The sequence below is a fragment of the Martelella mediterranea DSM 17316 genome (assembly GCF_002043005.1).
Classification (GTDB): Bacteria; Pseudomonadota; Alphaproteobacteria; order Rhizobiales; family Rhizobiaceae; genus Martelella; species Martelella mediterranea.
The window spans coordinates 556,038-575,206 of sequence record NZ_CP020331.1 but is presented as its reverse complement, the minus strand read 5'-3'; the positions used below and the strand labels follow the sequence as shown (position 1 = coordinate 575,206).

The 19,169-nt window shown below is 64.4% G+C and carries 18 protein-coding genes; 8 read left to right on the top strand and 10 right to left on the bottom strand.

What is annotated here, in order from left to right; genetic code table 11:
* Window positions 1–20 precede the first annotated feature (20 nt).
* Window positions 21–2,129 carry a family 10 glycosylhydrolase gene (locus tag Mame_RS24385; protein ID WP_018066841.1) on the bottom strand — a complete coding sequence of 703 codons (2,109 nt, stop codon included), beginning with the start codon at window positions 2,127–2,129 and terminating at the stop codon, window positions 21–23.
* A gap of 197 nt (window positions 2,130–2,326) precedes the next feature.
* Window positions 2,327–4,252, bottom strand: a complete 1,926-nt coding sequence (locus Mame_RS24380) for an ABC transporter substrate-binding protein (protein WP_018066840.1) — start codon at window positions 4,250–4,252, stop codon at window positions 2,327–2,329.
* Between the two features lie 161 nt (window positions 4,253–4,413).
* Here Mame_RS24380 and Mame_RS24375 point away from each other — a divergent pair, with 161 nt between their 5' ends.
* A complete protein-coding gene (locus tag Mame_RS24375; RefSeq protein ID WP_018066839.1) occupies window positions 4,414–5,388 on the top strand; it encodes a LacI family DNA-binding transcriptional regulator in 975 nt (324 codons plus the stop codon).
* Between the two features lie 86 nt (window positions 5,389–5,474).
* Here the strand turns inward: Mame_RS24375 and Mame_RS24370 are convergent, their stop codons facing one another.
* Genes Mame_RS24370 through Mame_RS24355 form a run of 4 tightly spaced genes read right to left on the bottom strand, consistent with a single transcriptional unit; the run spans window position 5,475 to window position 10,039 of the window.
* The gene (locus tag Mame_RS24370) at window positions 5,475–6,314 is read right to left on the bottom strand and encodes an alpha/beta hydrolase (RefSeq protein WP_018066838.1); all 840 of its coding nucleotides are present in this window, start codon (window positions 6,312–6,314) and stop codon (window positions 5,475–5,477) included.
* Between the two features lie 14 nt (window positions 6,315–6,328).
* Window positions 6,329–7,795 (bottom strand): NAD-dependent succinate-semialdehyde dehydrogenase, encoded by a 1,467-nt coding sequence (locus Mame_RS24365; RefSeq protein WP_018066837.1) that lies wholly within the window; start codon window positions 7,793–7,795, stop codon window positions 6,329–6,331.
* 12 nt (window positions 7,796–7,807) lie between these two features.
* Window positions 7,808–9,013 (bottom strand): iron-containing alcohol dehydrogenase, encoded by a 1,206-nt coding sequence (locus tag Mame_RS24360; protein ID WP_018066836.1) that lies wholly within the window; start codon window positions 9,011–9,013, stop codon window positions 7,808–7,810.
* A 21-nt stretch (window positions 9,014–9,034) separates the two neighbouring features.
* A complete protein-coding gene (locus Mame_RS24355) occupies window positions 9,035–10,039 on the bottom strand; it encodes an Ldh family oxidoreductase (RefSeq protein ID WP_026173831.1) in 1,005 nt (334 codons plus the stop codon).
* Window positions 10,040–10,145: 106 nt separating this feature from the next.
* Here Mame_RS24355 and Mame_RS24350 point away from each other — a divergent pair, with 106 nt between their 5' ends.
* From Mame_RS24350 to Mame_RS24330, 5 genes are all read left to right on the top strand, one after another.
* The gene (locus Mame_RS24350) at window positions 10,146–10,832 is read left to right on the top strand and encodes a GntR family transcriptional regulator (protein WP_018066834.1); all 687 of its coding nucleotides are present in this window, start codon (window positions 10,146–10,148) and stop codon (window positions 10,830–10,832) included.
* A gap of 8 nt (window positions 10,833–10,840) precedes the next feature.
* Window positions 10,841–12,388, top strand: a complete 1,548-nt coding sequence (locus Mame_RS24345) for a sugar ABC transporter ATP-binding protein (RefSeq protein ID WP_235726865.1) — start codon at window positions 10,841–10,843, stop codon at window positions 12,386–12,388.
* Window positions 12,385–13,380: an ABC transporter permease gene (locus tag Mame_RS24340; RefSeq protein WP_018066832.1), complete on the top strand. Its 996-nt coding sequence runs from the start codon at window positions 12,385–12,387 to the stop codon at window positions 13,378–13,380. Before Mame_RS24345 ends, Mame_RS24340 begins: the two co-directional genes overlap by 4 nt.
* A 39-nt stretch (window positions 13,381–13,419) precedes the next feature.
* Complete coding sequence (locus Mame_RS24335; protein ID WP_018066831.1) at window positions 13,420–14,385, top strand: substrate-binding domain-containing protein; 966 nt, start codon at window positions 13,420–13,422, stop codon at window positions 14,383–14,385.
* A gap of 67 nt (window positions 14,386–14,452) precedes the next feature.
* Complete coding sequence (locus tag Mame_RS24330) at window positions 14,453–15,046, top strand: DJ-1/PfpI family protein (protein WP_018066830.1); 594 nt, start codon at window positions 14,453–14,455, stop codon at window positions 15,044–15,046.
* Window positions 15,047–15,125: 79 nt separating this feature from the next.
* Here Mame_RS24330 and Mame_RS24325 read toward each other — a convergent pair whose 3' ends face one another.
* Window positions 15,126–15,716 carry a TetR/AcrR family transcriptional regulator gene (locus tag Mame_RS24325; RefSeq protein ID WP_026173830.1) on the bottom strand — a complete coding sequence of 197 codons (591 nt, stop codon included), beginning with the start codon at window positions 15,714–15,716 and terminating at the stop codon, window positions 15,126–15,128.
* 136 nt (window positions 15,717–15,852) lie between these two features.
* Here Mame_RS24325 and Mame_RS24320 point away from each other — a divergent pair, with 136 nt between their 5' ends.
* Entirely contained in the window at window positions 15,853–16,254 is a 402-nt protein-coding gene (locus Mame_RS24320; protein ID WP_018066828.1) for a RidA family protein, read from the top strand.
* A gap of 72 nt (window positions 16,255–16,326) precedes the next feature.
* On the opposite strand, the gene Mame_RS24315 is transcribed toward Mame_RS24320, so the two are convergent.
* Window positions 16,327–17,058: a class I SAM-dependent methyltransferase gene (locus Mame_RS24315; protein WP_018066827.1), complete on the bottom strand. Its 732-nt coding sequence runs from the start codon at window positions 17,056–17,058 to the stop codon at window positions 16,327–16,329.
* 94 nt (window positions 17,059–17,152) lie between these two features.
* On the opposite strand from Mame_RS24315, the gene Mame_RS24310 reads away from it, so the two are divergent.
* On the top strand, window positions 17,153–17,569 hold the full coding sequence (locus Mame_RS24310) for an Rrf2 family transcriptional regulator (protein ID WP_018066826.1): 417 nt from the start codon (window positions 17,153–17,155) through the stop codon (window positions 17,567–17,569).
* 33 nt (window positions 17,570–17,602) lie between these two features.
* On the opposite strand, the gene Mame_RS24305 is transcribed toward Mame_RS24310, so the two are convergent.
* Together Mame_RS24305 and Mame_RS24300 are read right to left on the bottom strand one after the other, a co-directional pair.
* On the bottom strand, window positions 17,603–18,577 hold the full coding sequence (locus Mame_RS24305) for an NAD-dependent epimerase/dehydratase family protein (protein WP_018066825.1): 975 nt from the start codon (window positions 18,575–18,577) through the stop codon (window positions 17,603–17,605).
* On the bottom strand, window positions 18,570–19,142 hold the full coding sequence (locus tag Mame_RS24300) for a TetR/AcrR family transcriptional regulator (protein WP_018066824.1): 573 nt from the start codon (window positions 19,140–19,142) through the stop codon (window positions 18,570–18,572). Before Mame_RS24300 ends, Mame_RS24305 begins: the two co-directional genes overlap by 8 nt.
* Between the last annotated feature and the right edge of the window lie 27 nt (window positions 19,143–19,169).

Sequence of the window (19,169 nt, the reverse complement as noted above, 5' to 3'; positions counted from 1 at the left end):
CCTTACGGTTTCAGACACTATCATGACCAGCGAACCTCGACCGTTTCCAGCAGTTCGATTTCGGGAAGGTCGACCTCCACCGTGTCGCCCTTTGTCCGGTATTCGGCCTTCCTGCCGGCGATCAGCAGTTGCGCGTCCCTGACGGACCGGCCCTCGGGGATCGCGATCGAGACCTTATGGGGCCCCACGGGATAGATCGATCGCGTCGGCCCCTTGAACATCATAGGATTGGTGAGGTTGAAAAGCAGAACGGCGAGCATATCGCCGCTCTCGCGCACCGCGATATCCAGCACCGAATGCCCGGAGACACGGACGCGCGGCGTGCCGTCCATCGCCCAGCGCACGGCGTTTTCGATCAGCCGCTGGTGGTCGGCGGCGAGCACCTGCCAGAAGATGCCGCCGATATTCCACGGGATATAGACCGTGCGGCCGCCGGCCGCCGTTTCGCGGGTGACGACCGCGGCGCCGCGCGGCTCCTCCCGCGGATAGACTTCCTCCATCGGCAGGTCGGGGAAGTCCGGAATGCTGACAAACGGCGCCTGGACGCCTTCCACGGTTTCGACCTCTGCAAGCTTTGTACCGCCGATGATCCGGCCGGCGCCCTCGTACCCCTGATTGACCGGGTGCTCGCCTGAAAGCACGATATAGCTGTTCTTGACCGGCCCGCGCGCAAGCGCTGTGCGCTTCACGCCGAAGACGTCGCCAAGCGCGAATGCGTCGCGCGCATTGCCGCTTTCATCGCGCATCGCCGTTTCATGGGCGGCGATCAGGCTGCCGCCGCGCGCGGCATAGTCGCGCAGGAGCGCACACTGGGCATCGGACAGGTTGGAGGCATTGGCGAGGATGACCAGCTTGAAGCGGTCCAGGCTTTCCGCCGTCATCGCCTCGTCGGAGAGGAATTCGAAGGGCAGCTTCGCCTCGATCAGCGCGTGGTAGAAGCCGAGGTCATCGCCCTCGGCCTGCCGGCGCTCGTCGCGCGCCCAGTTCTTCAGCGTCGTTGTCGGGTCGATGATCGCGATTTCGGCGGTCGGCGTGGTGGCCTCAAGCATCGCCTGGAGCTTCTCGTGCTTTTCGAAGCCGGCGGCGACCGGGGCGACCCAGCGCTCGTCCGGCACCACGCCGTTGAATTTCGTGAACCAGGGCAGCATGCCATGGGTGACGCCATTCGCGATCCAGCTTTCGATTTCCGCCCCGGTGGTGACGGAATCCTTCCAGCGATATTCCTCCTCGGGCCCGATCGAGGTGATCAGCACCACGGGGCGGTCGCGGAAGGTGGCGCGCATGCGCTTGGCATTGCGGCCGGCAAGCCAGATCGGCTCCAGCCCGCGCCGACCCTGATGATCGACGACCAGGAACGGGCAGTGCTTCTCGATCAGGCCGATATCGAATTCCATCAGCGATTCACCGCCCATATTGGGAATGAAGCTCGCATGCGGGCGGATCGCCTTGACGTCATTGTCCCAGGCGATGACCATGCGGGTCAGCACGTCGCGGCGCCAGCCGGACCATGCCCGCCATGCGGGATCGTTGACGTCGCTGGTTATCGGCAGATCGAAGCCGGTGGCGCCCTTGAAGCGGGTCCTGCAGCTCTCGCAATAGCAAACGCCATGGCCCTGCCAGCGATTGGCGAAGATCGCGTCGATATCGTAGTCGCGGGTGATTTCCTTTACCACCTGCGGCATGAACTTGTTGTTGTAATCGCCATAGGCGCAGGTCACCCAGACATCGGGAAAGGCCCAGTGGCGGCGGGGATTGCCGTCCTTGTCGACCGCGATCCATTCCGGATGGGCATCGGCGGCATCCTGATGAATGGCGTGCGGATCGACGCGGGCCATGACATGCATGCCGAGCGATCGCGCGCCGTCGACGAGGCGGCCGAACGGATCGGTGTCGCCGAGATACTTGCTGACATAATGCAGCGGAACCCTGGACGGGTAAAAGCCGATATAGCCGCCGGCGGAAAGGCAGACCGCATTGGAACGGGTGCGTTGGAACACATCGATCCAGAAGTCCGGATCGAACTTGACCGGGTCGTTCTCGACCAGCGTGAGCTGGGTCCAGCGGGTGGCGGTCCTGTACCATTCCGGCGTTCTGAGATTGGCGGCTGCGATCGGGTCGATGGGCTTCATGTGTCGGGTTCCGCTGGAGCGCGTCCAGGAAAAGTGGATACCGGTTTTCCGTCCGGACGCGCGTAAAAACAAAAAGATGGAGCATTGCCGGTGATCCGGTTTTCGCCGGAATGCTCCAGGTAAAGCGGGGCTGGCGCCGGCCCGTGGAGGAACGGGCCGGCCCTTGGTCGGTCGAAGGTGACAGAGGTTTCTGCCGATCAGTTCTTGAAGAACTGCTCCGGCGCCGACGGTCCGGGCGTCGGCCAGCCGAACGAGTTCGGCATGACCGGCATGGTGTTGACCATGTCGTTCTTGATCACACCGTAACCATCCGGCGGCAGGCTGACGCCGAAGACGAGGAACTGGTCGGCGGCATTGTTCAGGAGTTCCAGCATGATCTCGTGCTGCTTGTCCTGATCACCGGTGGCCAGCAATTTCTTGTAGAGCGCCTGCTGCGCCTTCACATCTTCCGGCGGTTCGATGGCGGCGTCATTGTCCGGCTGGTTGAAGTGCAGGGCCCAGCCCTGCGCATAAAGCGCATTGGTGTTGAACGGCACGAAATAGCGCGGGTCGAGCATGGCCGCGACGCCGCTGTTTGCGCCGAACTGATGGGCCGTGGCGTCGAACTCGCGGCCATGGCGCACGCGGGTTTCCCAGAGCGAGCGGTCCATGGTGCGGATCTGCGCGTCGATGCCGACATCGCGGAAGTTGGGTATCGCAAGCTGGAACATGTCGAGAAAGGTGGTGCGGACCTGATCGATCTCGAAGATGATCGTCACGCGCCGGCCTTCGGAATCGAGCCGGAAGCCCTCGCTGTCCTTGTTCGGCAGGATCTCGTCCAGGATCGCATTGGCCTTTTCCGGATCGTATTCGGTGTATTGCTTGGCGAGCCGTTCGACATAAAGCGGATCGCCTTCCACGATCGAGGGCTGGGCGGGCGCGCCCTGGCCGACGAACACCGCCTCGATCATAGACTGGCGATCGATGGCGTGGGACAGCGCCACGCGGAAATCGCGGTTGTTGTAGAGCGCGTTCTTGACCGGGTCGGTGTGGTTCAGGTTGAGCTGGAACACCATCACATTGGCGGCGGTTTCCTTCAGCGTGTAGAAGTGGAAGTCGCCGCTTTCCTGCGCATCGTAGAGCACCGGCTTGTTGGCGGGCGTCGCGATATACTGGTCCATCATGTCGATCTCGCCCTGAAGCGTCTTCAACAGAAGCACTTCCGGGTCTCCGACCATCTGGTAATTGATCTGGTCGAAATAGGGCAGTTGCGTGCCTTCGGTATCGACCTTCCAGTAATAGGGGTTGCGCACGGCGACGGCCCGTTCGGTGTCCTCCCCGGGCGCGATCGTGAACTTCCAGGCGTTCAGCGTCGGACGGTTGGAATTCTGGAAGAAGTCATTGTCCTGCTGCACGCCGCATTCGCGCTGGAACAGCGCCACCCAGCTTTCATAGCCGCGCTCCTTAGCGAGTTCGTTGGCATCCGGATTGTACTTGATGTGGAACTGCTTGAGGTAGTGCTTGGGCGTACGGGTGATCTGGTCCTGCTGCGCCCAGGCGAGCTGCTGGGCGAAGAAACCGTTCGGCTGCGCGAACTTGACCTTGAAGGTCTGGTCGTCGACCACTTCCAGTTCGGCAACCGAGCCGTCGGTGGAATACCAGAAGGCCTGATCGCCGATGGTCAGTTCCGGGTTCTGGAACACATCCTCATACCAGAACTTCACATCCTCGGTGGTGTAGGGCTCGCCATCCGACCACTTCATACCCTTGCGCAGCGTGAAGGTATATTCGGTGGAATCCTCGTTGACCTCGAAGGATTCGGCGACATTGGGCGTGACGCCCGACCAGTCGGGCGTGAAGCGCACCATCGGCTCGTAGCCCTGATAGCGCACCAGCATGGAAAGCGATCCGCCGCCAACCAGCGCATGGTTCCAGGTGCCGCCCTGCGTGCCCGGCTGATCGCGGGGCGTGATCACCAGCGGGTTTTCCGGCAGGCGTTCGGCAAGCGGGGGAAGATCGCCGGCCTGAACCGCTTCTTCCAGATTGGGCGACTTGTATTCCATTTCGGCCCAGGCGGGCAGCGCCAGCAGAGCGGCAAACGCCGTCCCTGCCGCGAGAAAAGCTCTGCGGCTCAAATTCCTCATGGATTTTCCTCCTACTGTCGATGCTCCGTTATCCTTCATCGACTAACAACTAGCTTGAAATAGAAGTTTTGTTATGTAAAGCGTTAGGTTCAGGTTTTTTTTGAACCGTGGCATCGCGCGCCCTTTCGGGCCATAATGCCGCATGAATGTGAGGAGCCGCCGTGTCGCGCGTAACGATCCAGACCATTGCCGATGAAACCGGTCTTTCGAAATTCGCGGTGTCGCGCGCGCTTTCGGGCAAGAGCGGCGTCAGCGAGGCCACGCGGCTGAAGGTGAACGAGACGGCCATTCGCCTTGGCTACCGCAAGACCGCGTCCACCAGCCGCGTGCTCGGCGTCGTCTTCGATGACAACGATATCACCAACACCGAACTCCATATGCAGATCCAGAACGGCGTCCAGCGTGAGGCCCAGTTGCTTGGCTATGCCTTGCGCATCCGCAGCACGCGCAACGGCATGGAGCTCGAGGCGCTGGCGGAGGAGTGCAGCGGCCTGCTGATCGTCGGCCTGCATGACGAGGAAAACCTCAGACGGCTGCACAATTCCGGCATTCCGATCGTGCGCAACAGCTGGCTGGAGCCGCTGGAGCCGGTCGATCAGGTGGGCGCGACCGACCATGAGGCCGGCTCCGCGGTCGGCCGCTTTCTTCTGGACCTCGGCCATCGCACGATCGTCTATATCCATGGCGACCCGCGCTTTCGCGGGCGCATGGAGCGGCTTTACGGCTTGCGGGAGGTCTGCGAGCGCGCGCCGGATGTCCTCCTCCACGATCTCATTCTCGAGGAGGGCCGCGATTTCGGCGAGGCCTTTGCGCGGCTGATCACGGACATCGAAAAGCCGACGGCATTCTTCTGCGCCCATGACGGGCTTGCGCTGGCGGTGATTTCCGAACTGCTCGCCCGCGGCTACCGGATACCGCGCGATGCCTCCGTTGTCGGCTTCGGCGATTACTCGGCTGCCCAGCAGATTTCGCCGCAGATGACGACGGTGAAGGTGCCGGGCGTCGATATCGGCAGAATGGCGACGCGCGTGCTGCACCAGCGCATCACCAACCAGGATTTTCCCGCCTGCCCGCTCCGCCTCCACGTGCCCTGCCAGATCATAGAACGCCAATCGACGGGACCGGCGCCGAAGTGAGGGGCCTCAACCGGATGATCCGAGCACCGCGAAAAGGCGCCTGGTCTTCACGTCCTCAAGGGCCAATGTCATCGCGACGGAACGCTTCAGGATGTCGCCACCAGAGCGGAAAGTCTTTGGCCAAGCGCTGCCTGCGGGTCGGAAAGGTCGAAGACGATCGAAAGGTGATTGACGCCGGGCTCCGTCCTGAGCTCCGCCTGCTGCGCCTCACGGGTAAGCAGACCATGAAGGGCAACAGCCTGGTCCTGGAAAGGCGCGGTCTCGTGCTCCCCACGCGTGATGATCCGCAGCGGACCCGGCATGTGCCGGGCGGCGAGCGGCGACCATGCCTGCGCTTCATCCGCACGCATTCCGGCCTCGTCCTTCAGAAAGGAGCCGGGAATGCCGGAAAGATCGTAGATGCCGCTGACCAGAAGCATGCCGCGCAGCTTCGGCAGATCGGGCGGCAGATTGTCGCCGGGCGCCCTGCAGGCGAGCAGCGATGCCAGATGCGCGCCGGCGGAATGGCCGCTGACGGTGAAGCGCTCCGGGTCCGCGCCGATCTCAGGAGCAAGGTCCACGAGGCGTCGGGCCGCCGCGCGCACCTCAGCCACGATTTCCGCCAGCCGGGTCTCCGGCATCAGATCATAACCGACCAGCGCCGCGATCCCGCCCGCCGCGACCACGGGTGCCGCGACGAGCGTATGCGTTTCCTTGCTGCCCGCGCGCCAGTAGCCCCCGTGAATGAACATGTGAAGCGGCGCGCCGGGCGCGGGCTCCGGCGGAAAGACGAGGTCGAAGCTCTGCCGGGGCGTTTCACCGTAACGCACATTCCGCTCGACGCGCGAGCGATCGGCGAAGGCGCGGCTGCGCGCCTCCGTCTCGGCCATGATCGCGTCGAAGTCGGGGATGAAATCCCGGTTGCGATAGAGATCGCGCTTCGCCATGGTCGTCTCCCCTCTCAAAACTCGACGGCGAAATATTTGGGCTCCATGAACTCCAGTATGCCGGTAACGCCGCCTTCCCGCCCGAGGCCGCTCTGCTTGGTGCCGCCGAACGGCGCAGCCGGATCCGACATCAACCCGCGATTGATGCCCACCATCCCGGTATCGATCCCGCGCCCCACACGCATCGCCCGCATGACATCGCCCGAATAGACATAGGCTGCAAGCCCGTATTCGGTATCGTTTGCGAGACGCACGGCCTCCTCCTCGGTCTCGAAGCGGTAGACGGCGGCGACGGGACCGAAAATCTCCTCATGCGCCAGCGCCGCGTCGGTCGGCACGTCCACCAGCACCGTCGGGGGATAATAGTATCCGCTTTCGCCCGCAGGCTCCCCGCCGGTTGTCGCCCTGGCGCCGCGGGCCTTGGCCTCCGACACCAGCCGGTCGATCTTCTCCACCGCTTTGGTGGTGATCATCGGGCCGCACTGGACATCCGGATCGTAACCCCGGCCCAGTTTCAGCGCTGCCATCCTCCTGGTCAACCCTTCCACGAAAGCGTCGTGAATGCCGGATTGCACGTAGAACCGGTTGGCGGCGGTGCAGGCCTCGCCGCCATTGCGCATCTTCGCAACCATCGCGCCATCGAGCGCGGCATCGATATCGGCATCGTCGAATACCAGGAAGGGGGCATTGCCGCCCAGTTCCATCGAACAGCTCACCACCGATTTCGCCGCTTCGGCCAGAAGCGTGCGCCCGACGCCGGTCGATCCGGTGAACGACAGTTTGCGCACCCGCTTGTCGGCGAGCATGGCCGCCGTCACGGGGCCGGGCTTCGAGGTGGTCAGCACGTTGACGACGCCGGGCGGGACGCCGGCCTCCTCGCCGAGCCGGGCCATGGCATAGGCGGTCAGCGGCGTTTCGGAGGCGGGCTTCAGGATCACGGTGCAGCCGGCGGCCAGCGCCGGGCCGATCTTGCGCGTCGCCATCGCGGCCGGGAAATTCCACGGCGTGATGAGAACGGCAATGCCGATCGGCTCGTGATCCACCAGGATATTGTGCGCGCCGGAGGGCGTGTGGCGGAATTCACCGCCAACCCGCGTCGCCTCTTCGGCATACCAGCGGAAGAACTCGGCGGCATAGGCTACCTCCCCGCGCGCATCCGGGAGCGCCTTGCCATTCTCGAGCGAAATCAGAAGGGCGAGTTCCTCGGCATGCGCGCGCATCAGTTCGAACCAGCGGCGCAGGATTTCCGAGCGCTGGCGCGACGACATTTTGCGCCAACCTTCGGCGGCGGCCTCGGCGGCATCCACGGCTCGCAAGGCGTGATCGACGCCGGCATCGGCGACATCGGCAATCCTGTTTCCCGTCGAGGGGTCATGCACCGGAATAGCTCCGGCGCCGGGCGCCCAGTTCCCGCCGATGAACAGGCCCCTGGCGTGAAGGGCGGGATCGGCATAACCGGAAAAGGCGGTGTCTTGCGTCATTGGATTTCTCCCTCAATGCGTTGAAAGTGCGGTCAGTTCGCCGTGATAGGCCGCGCCGACCAGCCGCCGCATATCCGAAAGCGGCAGTGGGCGCGGATTGTTCTGGATCAGCCGGGCGATGCCGCAGGATTGCTCGGCCACCCAGTCGAGCCGGTCTTCGCCAAGGCCGAGATCGCGCAACGTGCGGGGAATGCCGATACGATCGAACAGCGCGGCGATGGCCGGGATGACCTCCGCCCGGCCTTCGAGACCGATGATCCCCGCGATCTGGTCGAGCTCGGGTCCGATCGCGGGGGCGTTCCACGCCATCACATAAGGCATCAGGCAGGCCACCCCCGCCCCATGTGCCGTATGGGTGAGCGCGCCGACCGGGTACTGGATCGCATGGGCCGCGGCGGTTCCGGCAACGCCGAAGGCGAGCCCGGCCGTCGTCGCCCCCAGCATCACATTGGCGCGCGCCTCGATGTTGCCCCCCTCCATGCAAGCCTTCTCGAGGCCGTTCCAGAGCAATCCGATGGCCGTCAAGGCGAAATGGTCGGAGGTCGCATTCTTGCCGACGAAGACCCGTTCCTGCGCCAGTCCCGGCACAGGATCGCGCCGGAGCGCCGTGAAGGCCTCGATGGCATGGGTCAGGGCGTCGGCGCCGGCGATGGCGGTCAGCGCGGGCGGGCAGGTCAGCGTCAGGTCCGGATCGCAGATCGAGACCGTCGGGATGATATAGGGCGAGGAGATTCCGACCTTGAGCTGCCGCTCGGAATCCGAGAGCACCGCGACCGGCGTCGCCTCGGAACCGGTGCCCGCCGTGGTCGGGATGGCGATCAGCGGCATCACCGGTCCGGGCACCTTGAACTCGCCGTAATAATCCTGCGGCCTGCCGCCATGCGTCAGCAGCACGGCCACGCATTTGGCCATGTCGAGGCAGGACCCTCCGCCGACGCCGATCACTAGATCGGGCGCGAAATCATGGGCCTTGACGGCGCTGGCGGCCGCGGCTTCGACGGGCACATCCGGAAGCGCCGAACCATCGACCTGGACGGCGAGGCCCGCCGCCTCCAGTTGGGCCACCATGCGGTTGAAATCGCCATCGCCGGCCAGCCGCTCGTCTGTCACCACCAGGGCGCGCTGCCCGAGTTTCGCAGCCACCGCCCCCAGTGCTTCTCGCTGGCCCGAGCCGAAGATCAATTCTCTCGGGGCTCTGATCGTGCCGAATAGGGTCATCCTGTCTCCTTTGATTTTTCCTCAGCCTTCCGAGAGGGCCCGGATTTCTTCATGCAGCGGGTCGGGCAGGTCGATGCCCCCGGCGAGCGCCCTCATCCTGCGGGCGCGCATGCCGTCGCCTGGAACAGCCACCGGCCTCAAAGGGTCGGCCGGCCGGGAGGCGCGCAGGCGATCGAGATAAGCGGCGAGCCCGGATGGATGACCCTCGCCCGCCGCTGGGTCGATCAGAATGAGGATATCGCCCTTGTTAGCTTGTCTGGTTGCGTCCAGCGTGCCGCCCACCTCGGGCGCGAAGGCCGAGCCTGCAAGCGATGCGACCAGCAGTTCCACGGCGAGACCGAGGCCGTATCCCTTGGCGTCGCCGAAGGGCGCGATCGCGCCGGTCCGCGCCGCTTCGGGATCGGTGGTGCGGCGGCCGTCCGCGTCGACGGCCCAGTCATCCGGGATCGGCGCCCCGGTCAGGGCGTGGTGATGGATTTTTCCCATCGAGACGCGGCTGGTGGCGATGTCGAGGATAAAGGGCTCGGCGCCGGTGGGGATGCCGATAGCGATCGGGTTGGTTCCCAGCATTGCTTCCGTGCCGCCATAGGGATGTACCAGCGCTTCGCTGGTGGTCATCACGATGCCGATCAATCCCCGCCTGGCCGCCGCCTCCACATAATAGGCGAGCATCCCGATGTGATTGGCGTTGCGGATCGATGCCAGCGCGATGCCCTGCTCGGGCGTCACCGCCGCAAGCCGGTCCAGGGCGCGCATCATGACCACCGGGCCGAGCCCACGCTCTCCATCGATGGTGAAAGCGCCGGCACCGGTTCTGCGCGCCCTGCCGTCTGCAGCCGGATCGGCAAGGCCGGCGCGCAGACGCGCAACCAGCCGGGGCAACCTCTGAAGGCCATGAGACGGCAGGCCGCGCAGTTCCGCTTCGATCAGAACGTCTGCCTGGAGCCGGGCGTTGGCGGGCTCGACCTTCTGCGCAAGAAGCGCCTTCTCCGCAATCTCGCGCAGATAATCGGCCGAAACCAACAAATGCCCACCCTCCCGGATCAAATCGTATATGATATTGTATTTGACATTCGATATCATATCGACGATAAAGCGAAGCATGTCAAGAATGCAGAACGGGGAGGTTCAGATGGCGGCAGCGACGGATCACGACCAGAAAGCCGGGTTCGCACGGCCACTGAGCATTTCCGAAAGCGTTCACGAGCAGATATACCAACGCATCATGTCGCTGGAGATCCTGCCGGGAGCGCGAATCCCGATCGACCAGCTGGCGCGAGAGCTGAATGTCTCCCAGACCCCGGTGCGCGACGCCCTCACGCGGCTGGAGCGCGAGGGGCTGGTGCGCAAGGCCCACCTGATCGGCTACTCCGCCGCGCCCCAGCTGACCCCGAAGGAATTCGACGATCTCTACAGGTTCCGGCTGATGCTGGAGCCGGAGAGCGCCCGTCAGGCCTGCCTCAGACTAACTCCGGAAAAGCTCGAGCGGCTGGAAAACGCCGCCGCCGACATGGAAAAGGGCGAGCAGCCCGTGAGCCGCAACAGCCGCTATTCCCGTTTTGCCCGGGCGGATGCGCATTTTCACGACGAGATCCTGAAGGTCGCGGACAACGAGTTCGCTCGCCAGGCGCTGAACGACCGGCACATCCACCTGCACATCTTCCGCCTGATGTTCCACAGCCGCGTGACCCAGGAGGCGCTGGAGGAGCACGAGCGCCTGCTTGCCGCATTCCGCGCCGGCGACGCGGATGCGGCCTATCACGCAATGCACGATCACATCGAGCGGTCGCGGGACCGGCTCGCGGCGGCCTTCGAATGACCTTCGCTATGACTGATACCGCCGTTGACGGCGCGGCGCAGGAAGCGCCTGTGCTCCGCGCCGAGGACCTTTCCAAGGCCTATGGCCCGATCACGGTCTTGAGCGATGTGACGCTGGATATAAATGCGGGCGAGGTTCACGCGATCATCGGCGAGAACGGCGCCGGCAAGTCGACCCTGATGAGGCTGCTTTCGGGTCACGCCGCGCCGACGGCCGGCGCGATGTCGATGGCGGGAAAGCCGGTCGCCTTCGCCAACGCCGTCCAGGCCGAGGATGCCGGCGTGGTTCTGGTACATCAGGAAATCCTGCTCGCGCCCGATCTCACCGTCGCCGAGAACCTTTTCCTGGGGCGCGAACTGTCGCGCGGGTTTGCCGTGGATGACCGCATGATGAACCGCCGCACGGCCGAGGTGCTGGCGCGCGTCGGCTCCGCGGCGCGCCCCACCACGCGGGTGGGCGATCTGCCGCTCGCGCAGCGCCAGCTTGTCCAGATCGCCCGCGCCCTGCTCGACGATCGCAAGGTCGTGATCCTGGATGAGCCGACGGCGATGCTGGCCAATGACGAGGTCGACGCGCTTCTGGAGATCGTCCGGAACCTGCGCGCCCATGGCGTCGCCGTGCTCTACATCTCCCACCGGCTGGAAGAGGTCGAGGCGCTGGCCGACCGCGTCACCGTGCTGCGTGACGGCAAGATGATCGGCACCTGGCCCGCGCAGGACCTCGATCAGCGCCAGATGGCCGAATTGATGGTCGGGCGGGAGCTCTCCATGCTTTATCCGCCGAAACGGGAACCGGCGACCGCGGAACCGATCCTGAGCGTCGAGGAGCTCTCCGTCGACCATGGCAGGTTCTCCGGTTCCTTCAGCGTCCGGCCGGGCGAGGTCCTCGGCATCGGCGGCATGATCGGCGCCGGCCGCACGGAACTGATCGAAGGGCTGATGGGGCTTCGCCCGGCGCAGGCGCGCACGGTCTCGGTCAGCGGCACGCCCGTTGCAAAGCCAGATGTCGGCTCGATGATGGCCGCGGGCGTCGTCTACCTGACCGAGGACCGCAAGGGCAAAGGCCTCCTTCTCAACGAGAGGCTGGGGCCGAACCTCACATTGCAGGCACTCGACATGATCCTTCCCGGCCTGCGTCTCAACCGCAGGAAGGAAGCAAGCGCCGTGCGGTCGGCCGTTCAGGATTACGACATCCGCGTTCGCACGCTCTCGGTGGAGGCCGGGCAGCTTTCGGGCGGCAACCAGCAGAAGCTGCTGCTGGCCAAGGTGATGCTCGCCGAACCCTCGGTCGTCATCATAGACGAGCCGACGCGGGGGATCGACATCGGCAACAAGAGCCAGATCTACCACTTCATCGACGAGCTCGTCCGGGCGGGCAAGGCCTGCGTCGTTATCTCGTCCGAACTGCCCGAACTCGTCGGCCTGTCCGACCGCGTGCTGGTGATGCGGGCGGGACGTTTCGTGGCGGAACTGGCGGGCGACGACATCACCGAGCAGAACGTCGTCTATGCCGCCGCGAGCAGCAGACATGATACCGAGGGGAGGAAACGCGCATGAGCAGCGCAGAAATCGCAGCACTTCCGGAAAAAGAGGGCTTCAAGATCCGCTGGAGCGACCTCGCTCCGTTCATTGCCCTGGCCTTGATCGTGCTGCTGGGAACGATGATCAATTCCAACTTCATGGCGACGAACAATATCCTGAACGTCATCACGCGCAGCGCCTTCATCGCCATTATCGGCGTCGGCGCAACCTTCGTGATCGCGACCGGTGGGCTGGATCTGTCGGTCGGTTCGATGCTGGCCTTCGTCGTCGGCATCATGATCATGGCCATGAATGCACTCGTTCCTTACCTTGGTCCGTGGGCGATCCCGGCGGGCGCTGTGGTCGCGCTGATCGTCGGCTCGCTCTGCGGGTTGATGAACGGTCTGATCATCACCGTGGGGCGCATTGAGCCCTTCATCGTCACGCTTGGCACGATGGGGATTTTCCGGGCCTTCATCACCTACATGACCGATGGCGGCTCGCTGTCCATCGATCGCAGCCTCAGGGATGCCTACCGGCCCGTCTATTTCGGTGATTTCCTCGGTATTCCCTACCCTGTGCTGATCACCATCGTGATCGCCCTGCTCGGCGCGTTCATCCTCTACCGGACGAAATACGGCCGCCGCGTCACCGCCGTCGGCTCGAATTCCGACGTCGCGCGGTTTTCCGGCGTGCATGTCGGCCGGATCAGGACCATGGCCTTCGTCATACAGGGCTTCTGCGTCGCCGTCGCAGCGATCTGCTACGTCCCGCGCCTTGGCGCCGCCACGCCGACCACCGGCCAGCTCTGGGAGCTTCAGGTCATCACCGCCGTCGTTATCGGCGGCACGCTTCTGCGCGGCGGCAAGGCCCATATCTGGGGCACCGTTGCCGGCGCGCTCATTCTCGAGGTTATCGCCAACGTCATGGTTCTTTCGGACATGGTGTCGGAATACCTCGTGGCCGCGGTCCAGGGGGCGATCATCATCATCGCCATGCTGGCTCACCGCTTCACCAGCTCTCGCTGAAGGGGCGAGGCTCATATCTAAACAGAGGAGGAGGAAATTATGACAATCAAGACCAGAAGCGCGGCGCTCCTGTCGGCCACAGTGGTGGCGGGAACGCTGTTCGGGCACGCCGCTATTGCCCAGGACAAGGAATTCACCATCGCGGTTTCCATACCGGCGGCCACACATGGCTGGACAGGCGGCGTGGTCTACCATGCCCAAGAGGCGGAAAAGCAGATCGAGGCCGCATTTCCGAGCATCGATGTTATCGTCTCGACAGCCTCGTCGGCAACCGCGCAGGTGTCTTCGCTCGAGGACCTCTCGGCGACGAACGAGCTCGACGCGCTTGTCATCCTGCCGTTTACGTCGGAGGAACTGACCGGGCCGGTGGAGCAGGTCGCCTCGAACGGCACCTTCATCACCGTGGTGGACCGGGGTCTTTCCGACCCGTCGATCCAGGACCTTTATGTCGCCGGCGACAACATCGCCGTTGGCGCGAACACGGCGAAGTGGCTGGTCGACAAACTGGGCGGCAAGGGCGAGATCGTCGTGCTGCGCGGCATCCCCACCGTGATCGATGACGAACGCATCCAGGGCTTCAAGGATGTCATCGACCAGTCCGACATCGAAATCCTCGACATGCAGTATGCCAACTGGAACCAGGACGAAGCGTTCACCCTGATGCAGGACTACCTCGCCCGCTATCCGAATATCGATGCGGTCTGGGCCAATGACGATGACATGCTGCTGGGCGTGATCGAGGCCGTCGATCAGGCCGGACGGGGAGATATCAAGTTCGCCCTTGGCGGCAACGGCATGAAACAGGTGATCGAGATGGTGCAGGCAGGCGATGAGCGTACGCCCATCTCCACCCCCTACCCGCCGTCGATGATCGCCTCGGCCATGTACATGACCGCGGCGCAGTTCGCGGGCCAGGCGCCGATGCGCGGATCGTTCAAGCTGGACGCCCCGCTGATCACGCCTGAGAACGCGGACCAGTTCTACTTCCCCAACTCCCCGTTCTGAACCGAAACACCCTGTCCGGTCGCCTCGCGGCGGCCGGACGGATCAATCCCATAATCAGGAGATCGAGATGAGCGGCAAGAAAATCCTCATGCTCACCGGCGAATTCACGGAAGAATATGAAATCTACGTCTATCAACAGGGCATGGAGGCCGTCGGCCACACGGTTCACGTCGTCTGCCCGGACAAGAGCGAAGGCGACCTGATCAAGACCTCGCTCCACGATTTCGAGGGCGACCAGACCTATACCGAAAAGCCCGGCCATTTCGCCGAGATCAACAAGACCTTCTCCGAGGCCGAGGCCGAGCTCGACAGCTATGACGCGGTCTATGCCGCGGGCGGCCGCGGACCGGAATATATCCGGACCGATCCGCGCATCCAGGCGATGGTCCGGCATTTCCACGATGCCGGCAAGCCGATCTTCACGATCTGCCACGGCGTGCAGATCCTGATGGCCGTGCCCGGCGTGCTGAAGGGCCGCAAGGTCGCCGGTCTCGGCGCCTGCGCCCCGGAGGTCGCGGCGGTCGGCGGCACCTATATCGACGTCGAGCCGAAAGAGGCCTATGTCGATGGCACGATGGTGTCGGCCAAGGGCTGGACCGGGCTGGCCGCCTTCATGCGGGAATGCCTCAAGGTTCTCGGCACGGAAATCCGTCACAACTGAGTGATAGGCAAGCAAAGCGCAGGGTCGCGGCAATGCGGCCCGCGCCATCATTTCCGGTCCAGCCCGAAAAGAGCCGAACTCAGTCGGCGAGAAGCCCGGATGCCAGTGCGGTGAAAGCCTCGATGGCCCCGGCAAGGGTTTCCTCCGGCCTGTCGCTGGCCGACACCCAGAGCGCCGCATTGAGCGCCGCCCCGTTCAGCAATCGCGCGGCCGCCTCGACGTCCACCTTTTTGACGATGCCGGCGTCGATCAGCTTGGCGAGGACCGATTTGGTCTCCTCAAGGCAGGCGCTCTGGCTGGGCCAGTGCGACGGATCGCCGAGAAAGGCGGGACCGTCCAGCAGGACAATGCGCTGAACCTCGGGTTCGAGCGACAGTTCGATATAGGCGACTCCCTCTGCCAGAAGCGCCTCCCACGCACCCTCCATATGCCGGCTCGCCTCCCGCGCCCGCGCCGCGATCTCGCCGTCGACCTGCGCCACCACGGCCGCCAGCAACCCCTTCTTGTCGCCGAAATTATGGTAGAGCGCGCCGCGGGTCAGTCCCGCGGCCGCCGTCAGATCGTCCATGGATGCGGCGGCGAAACCTTTTTCCGCAAAGGCCCGCCGCGCTGCGGCAATCAGCTTGGCGCGGGTTTGTTCCATCATCTCGGATCGGGTCATAGAGGCCATATCGTGCTCCGCCTTCCAACGCTGGCGCGCACCTGTTGACATACGCCGCGTATGTGTACTATTTGACATACGTTGCGTATATCATTTCACGCGCAGACTGAGAAGTCCGAAACATGCCAGCCAGTGGAGCCAGACAATGACCAAGCCAGAACCCGTCTTCCCCGCCGACCGACACGCCCTTTACGAGGCCCACGGCTATTCCGCGGCCATCCGGTCGGGCGACCTTCTTTTCGTATCCGGCCAGGTCGGCAGCCGTGCCGATGGCAGCCCGGAACCGGACTACCGGCAACAGGCGCGGCAGGCTTTCACCAACCTGAAGGCGGTCCTGGCGTCCGCCGGATGCGGACTTGAGGACATCGTCGACGTGACGAGCTTTCACACCGACCCCGAACGCCAGTTCGCAGACTTCATGGAGGTCAAGAACGAGGTGTTTCCCGAAGCGCCCTACCCGAACTGGACCGCCGTCGGCGTCAACTGGCTTGCCGGCTTCGACGTGGAAATCAAGGTGATTGCCCGCATTCCGGAGAAGGCGGCCTAGCCGCCGGGATCACAGGCGAAATCGTAGAGCTTGATCGACGCCGCACCGGCTTTCGCGCGATCGCGGCGACCGTCAGCCGGCGATTGCGACCCAGCCGCGAAACGAGAAGGCGGCATAGAACAAGGCCGGCGCCGAAAAACCGGCTTCCCGCAACAGCGCTTCTTCCTCGTCTGGCGCAAGGAGCGGCAAGTGCGCGCGCATCGCCCTTGCCGATGCGGCCGCGCCAACGCGATCGGCATCGGCACGATTGGCGAAGGCGGCGGAACGCTCCAGCCAGAGCCCGGCATTCCCGTCAGGTGCGGCGTGGTGCCCGACCACGATCACGCCGCCCGGCTTCAAGCGGCGACGGATTTCCCTCAACGTATGCAGGCGCGCCTCCCTGTCGAGGAAATGCAGGGTGAGCAGGCATGTCGCACCATCGTAAGGGCCGGCCCCGGTTTGATCGACGGTCCCTTCGAGAAGCGCGATCCGCTCGGCATGAGGCGCGGTTACCCTCCGGGCGATATCCAGCATCGCTGCCGAGGGATCGACGCCGTCAAACCGCCAGCCGGGCCGCGCTTCCGCCATCGCTTTCAGTTCCAGGCCGCCGCCAGCGCCGACCACCAGAATATGGGCGGCCTCCGGCGCGTGCTCGTCGAGCAGAAGTGTGGTCATGCGGTGCAGATCGGTCAGACCGGGCACCTTTCTGGGCGTATCGCTGACATAGGATGATACCGCGCCCGGATCGGTGAAGGCCTTTGCGCCTGCCGTTGGCTCTCTCGCCGCGGGCGAACCGGCTGAAAAGAAACTGTCTGTGCTGGACATCGCGACCTCATGATATGTATCAGTTGGAGCTACATATCAGGTCCGATTTCATGCATCAACAACTGATACATAAAAACCATGGAGCAAATGCAGGATGAACAAGGATACCCGCCTGTCGGATGTGCTGCACGTGCTGCTGCATATGGGCCAGGTCGACAAGCCGCTGACCTCGGCGGCGCTGGCAAAAAACATGGGCACCAACCCGGCCGTGTTCCGCCGGACGATGGCGGGCCTGCGCGAGGCCGGCCATGTCAAATCCGGCAAGGGCCACGGCGGCGGCTGGCAACTTGCGCGGCCGCTCCACCAGATCACGCTGCTCTCCGTCTACGAGGCCCTTGGTCGGCCCACTTTGTTCGCCATCGGAAACCGCAGCGAGCATCCTGATTGCAAGGTTCAGGAGCGCGTCAACGCGGCGCTTTCAGACACGATGGAACAGGCGGAATCGCTGTTTCTGGCGCAGTTTGCCGAGGTGACCCTCGATCAACTCATGCCGGAACGGTCCCCGCAATAACGAAAGCGCCCGGCAACTTCCGATCACGGGCGGTCACCGAAGCGCCCGCAATTCGCGCAGACCTTCCTCAAACGTAACCACCGGCCGATAGCCGAGGTCGCGTTCCGCCTTTCGGATGTCGAGCGTGATCTCGACCGCGCTGGTGGCATAGTCCTGATAGCTCAGCGGTCCACTGAACCTGCCGCCGCTCAGGCGATACAGCCCGTCGCCAAGGCGGGCAATCATGCAGAGCGCGCCGCGCGGCACACTCCTGGTCCCGCCTTCCAGCCCCTGGGTTGCGAGCAGGCCGCTGACGGTTTCGCGAAACGGGCGGGCCGGTCCGTCGGTGACGTGGTAGATCTCGCCGCGCCCGCCACGGGCAAAGGCAAGCTCCACGGCATGGCACAGATTGGCGATATGCAGGCTGGAGGAGCGATAGCCGCCGCCCGAAATCCAGGCGAACTTGCCGCTCTTCACGGCTTCGACCAGCATCGGAAGCGCGGTCGTATCATCGCGGCCCCAGACCATGCGCGGACGCAGGATGACGACATGCTGGCCTTGGGCGGCGGCCCGGCGGGCGACCCTCTCCGCCTCGGCCTTGCCGGCCGAATAGGCCCCGGCGGGGCGGTCCGGATAGGGCGCGGTCTCCTCGACATTGCGCAGAGGACGACCGTCCTGCAGCACGGAATCCGTGCTGATGTGAATGATCTTCCTGACCCCGGCATCCCTTGCCGCTTCCAATACCCGGCGCGCGCCCTCCGGATTGACAGATGCCGCCTTTGAGCCCGTTCCATGGTCGACATTGGCCGCTGCGTGGATCAGCACATCCGCGCCGGACATAAGCGGCGCAAGGTCGGCGGTCAGCATGTCGCCCTGAACCGGACGCGCGCCCCAGGACGCGACCCGCTCGGCAGCCTCCGGGCTGCGGACAAGCCCGGTCACCCGATGGCCCCTGGAGACGAAGTGCCGCAGCAGGTTGCGGCCGACATAGCCCGACGCGCCGGTGATGAATACGTGCTCTTCAGCCATTGTCATGTCCGATGCCGTCTTTGCCAAGGCCGGCGAGGGTTTCGATGTCGCGCAGAATTTCCGCGCGTTCGGCCTCGTCCCAGTCATGGAGTTCGAGATGCTGCTGGTATTTCAGGCCCTCCAGCGCAAGCCAGGCAAGCCGTGCGGCCCGGGGATCGCTTGCTTCCGCCAGCAGTTGACGGGAAAGCGTCTTCTGGTTGCGGCGAAACTCCGCGCGCAAATCGGCATCCTGCATCAGGGCGGCGACGAGGCTCAGCACCGCGGGATTGCCCTCGGGCACGGGCGGGCTGCGCCGGGCGGCCTCGATGCGGCCCTTCAAAGGCGCATCCGCCTCGCCGGCAAACGCCGCCGCGCAGGCTTGGTTGAAGGCGTTGTCGGCCTTGATGGTGCGATCGACCAGCGCCGCGACAAGCGCGCGCTTGCTGGCATGTTCATAAAGCACGGTCGCCTTCGAGACGCCCGCTTCCTTCGCCACCGCATCGACGGTCAGCACGCCGTCGCGCGCGACAACCCGTTCGACCGCATCGAGTATCTTATCCTGATCATGTTTTCTGGGACGCGCCATCGATCACCCGTTTATTTCCGACCGTTC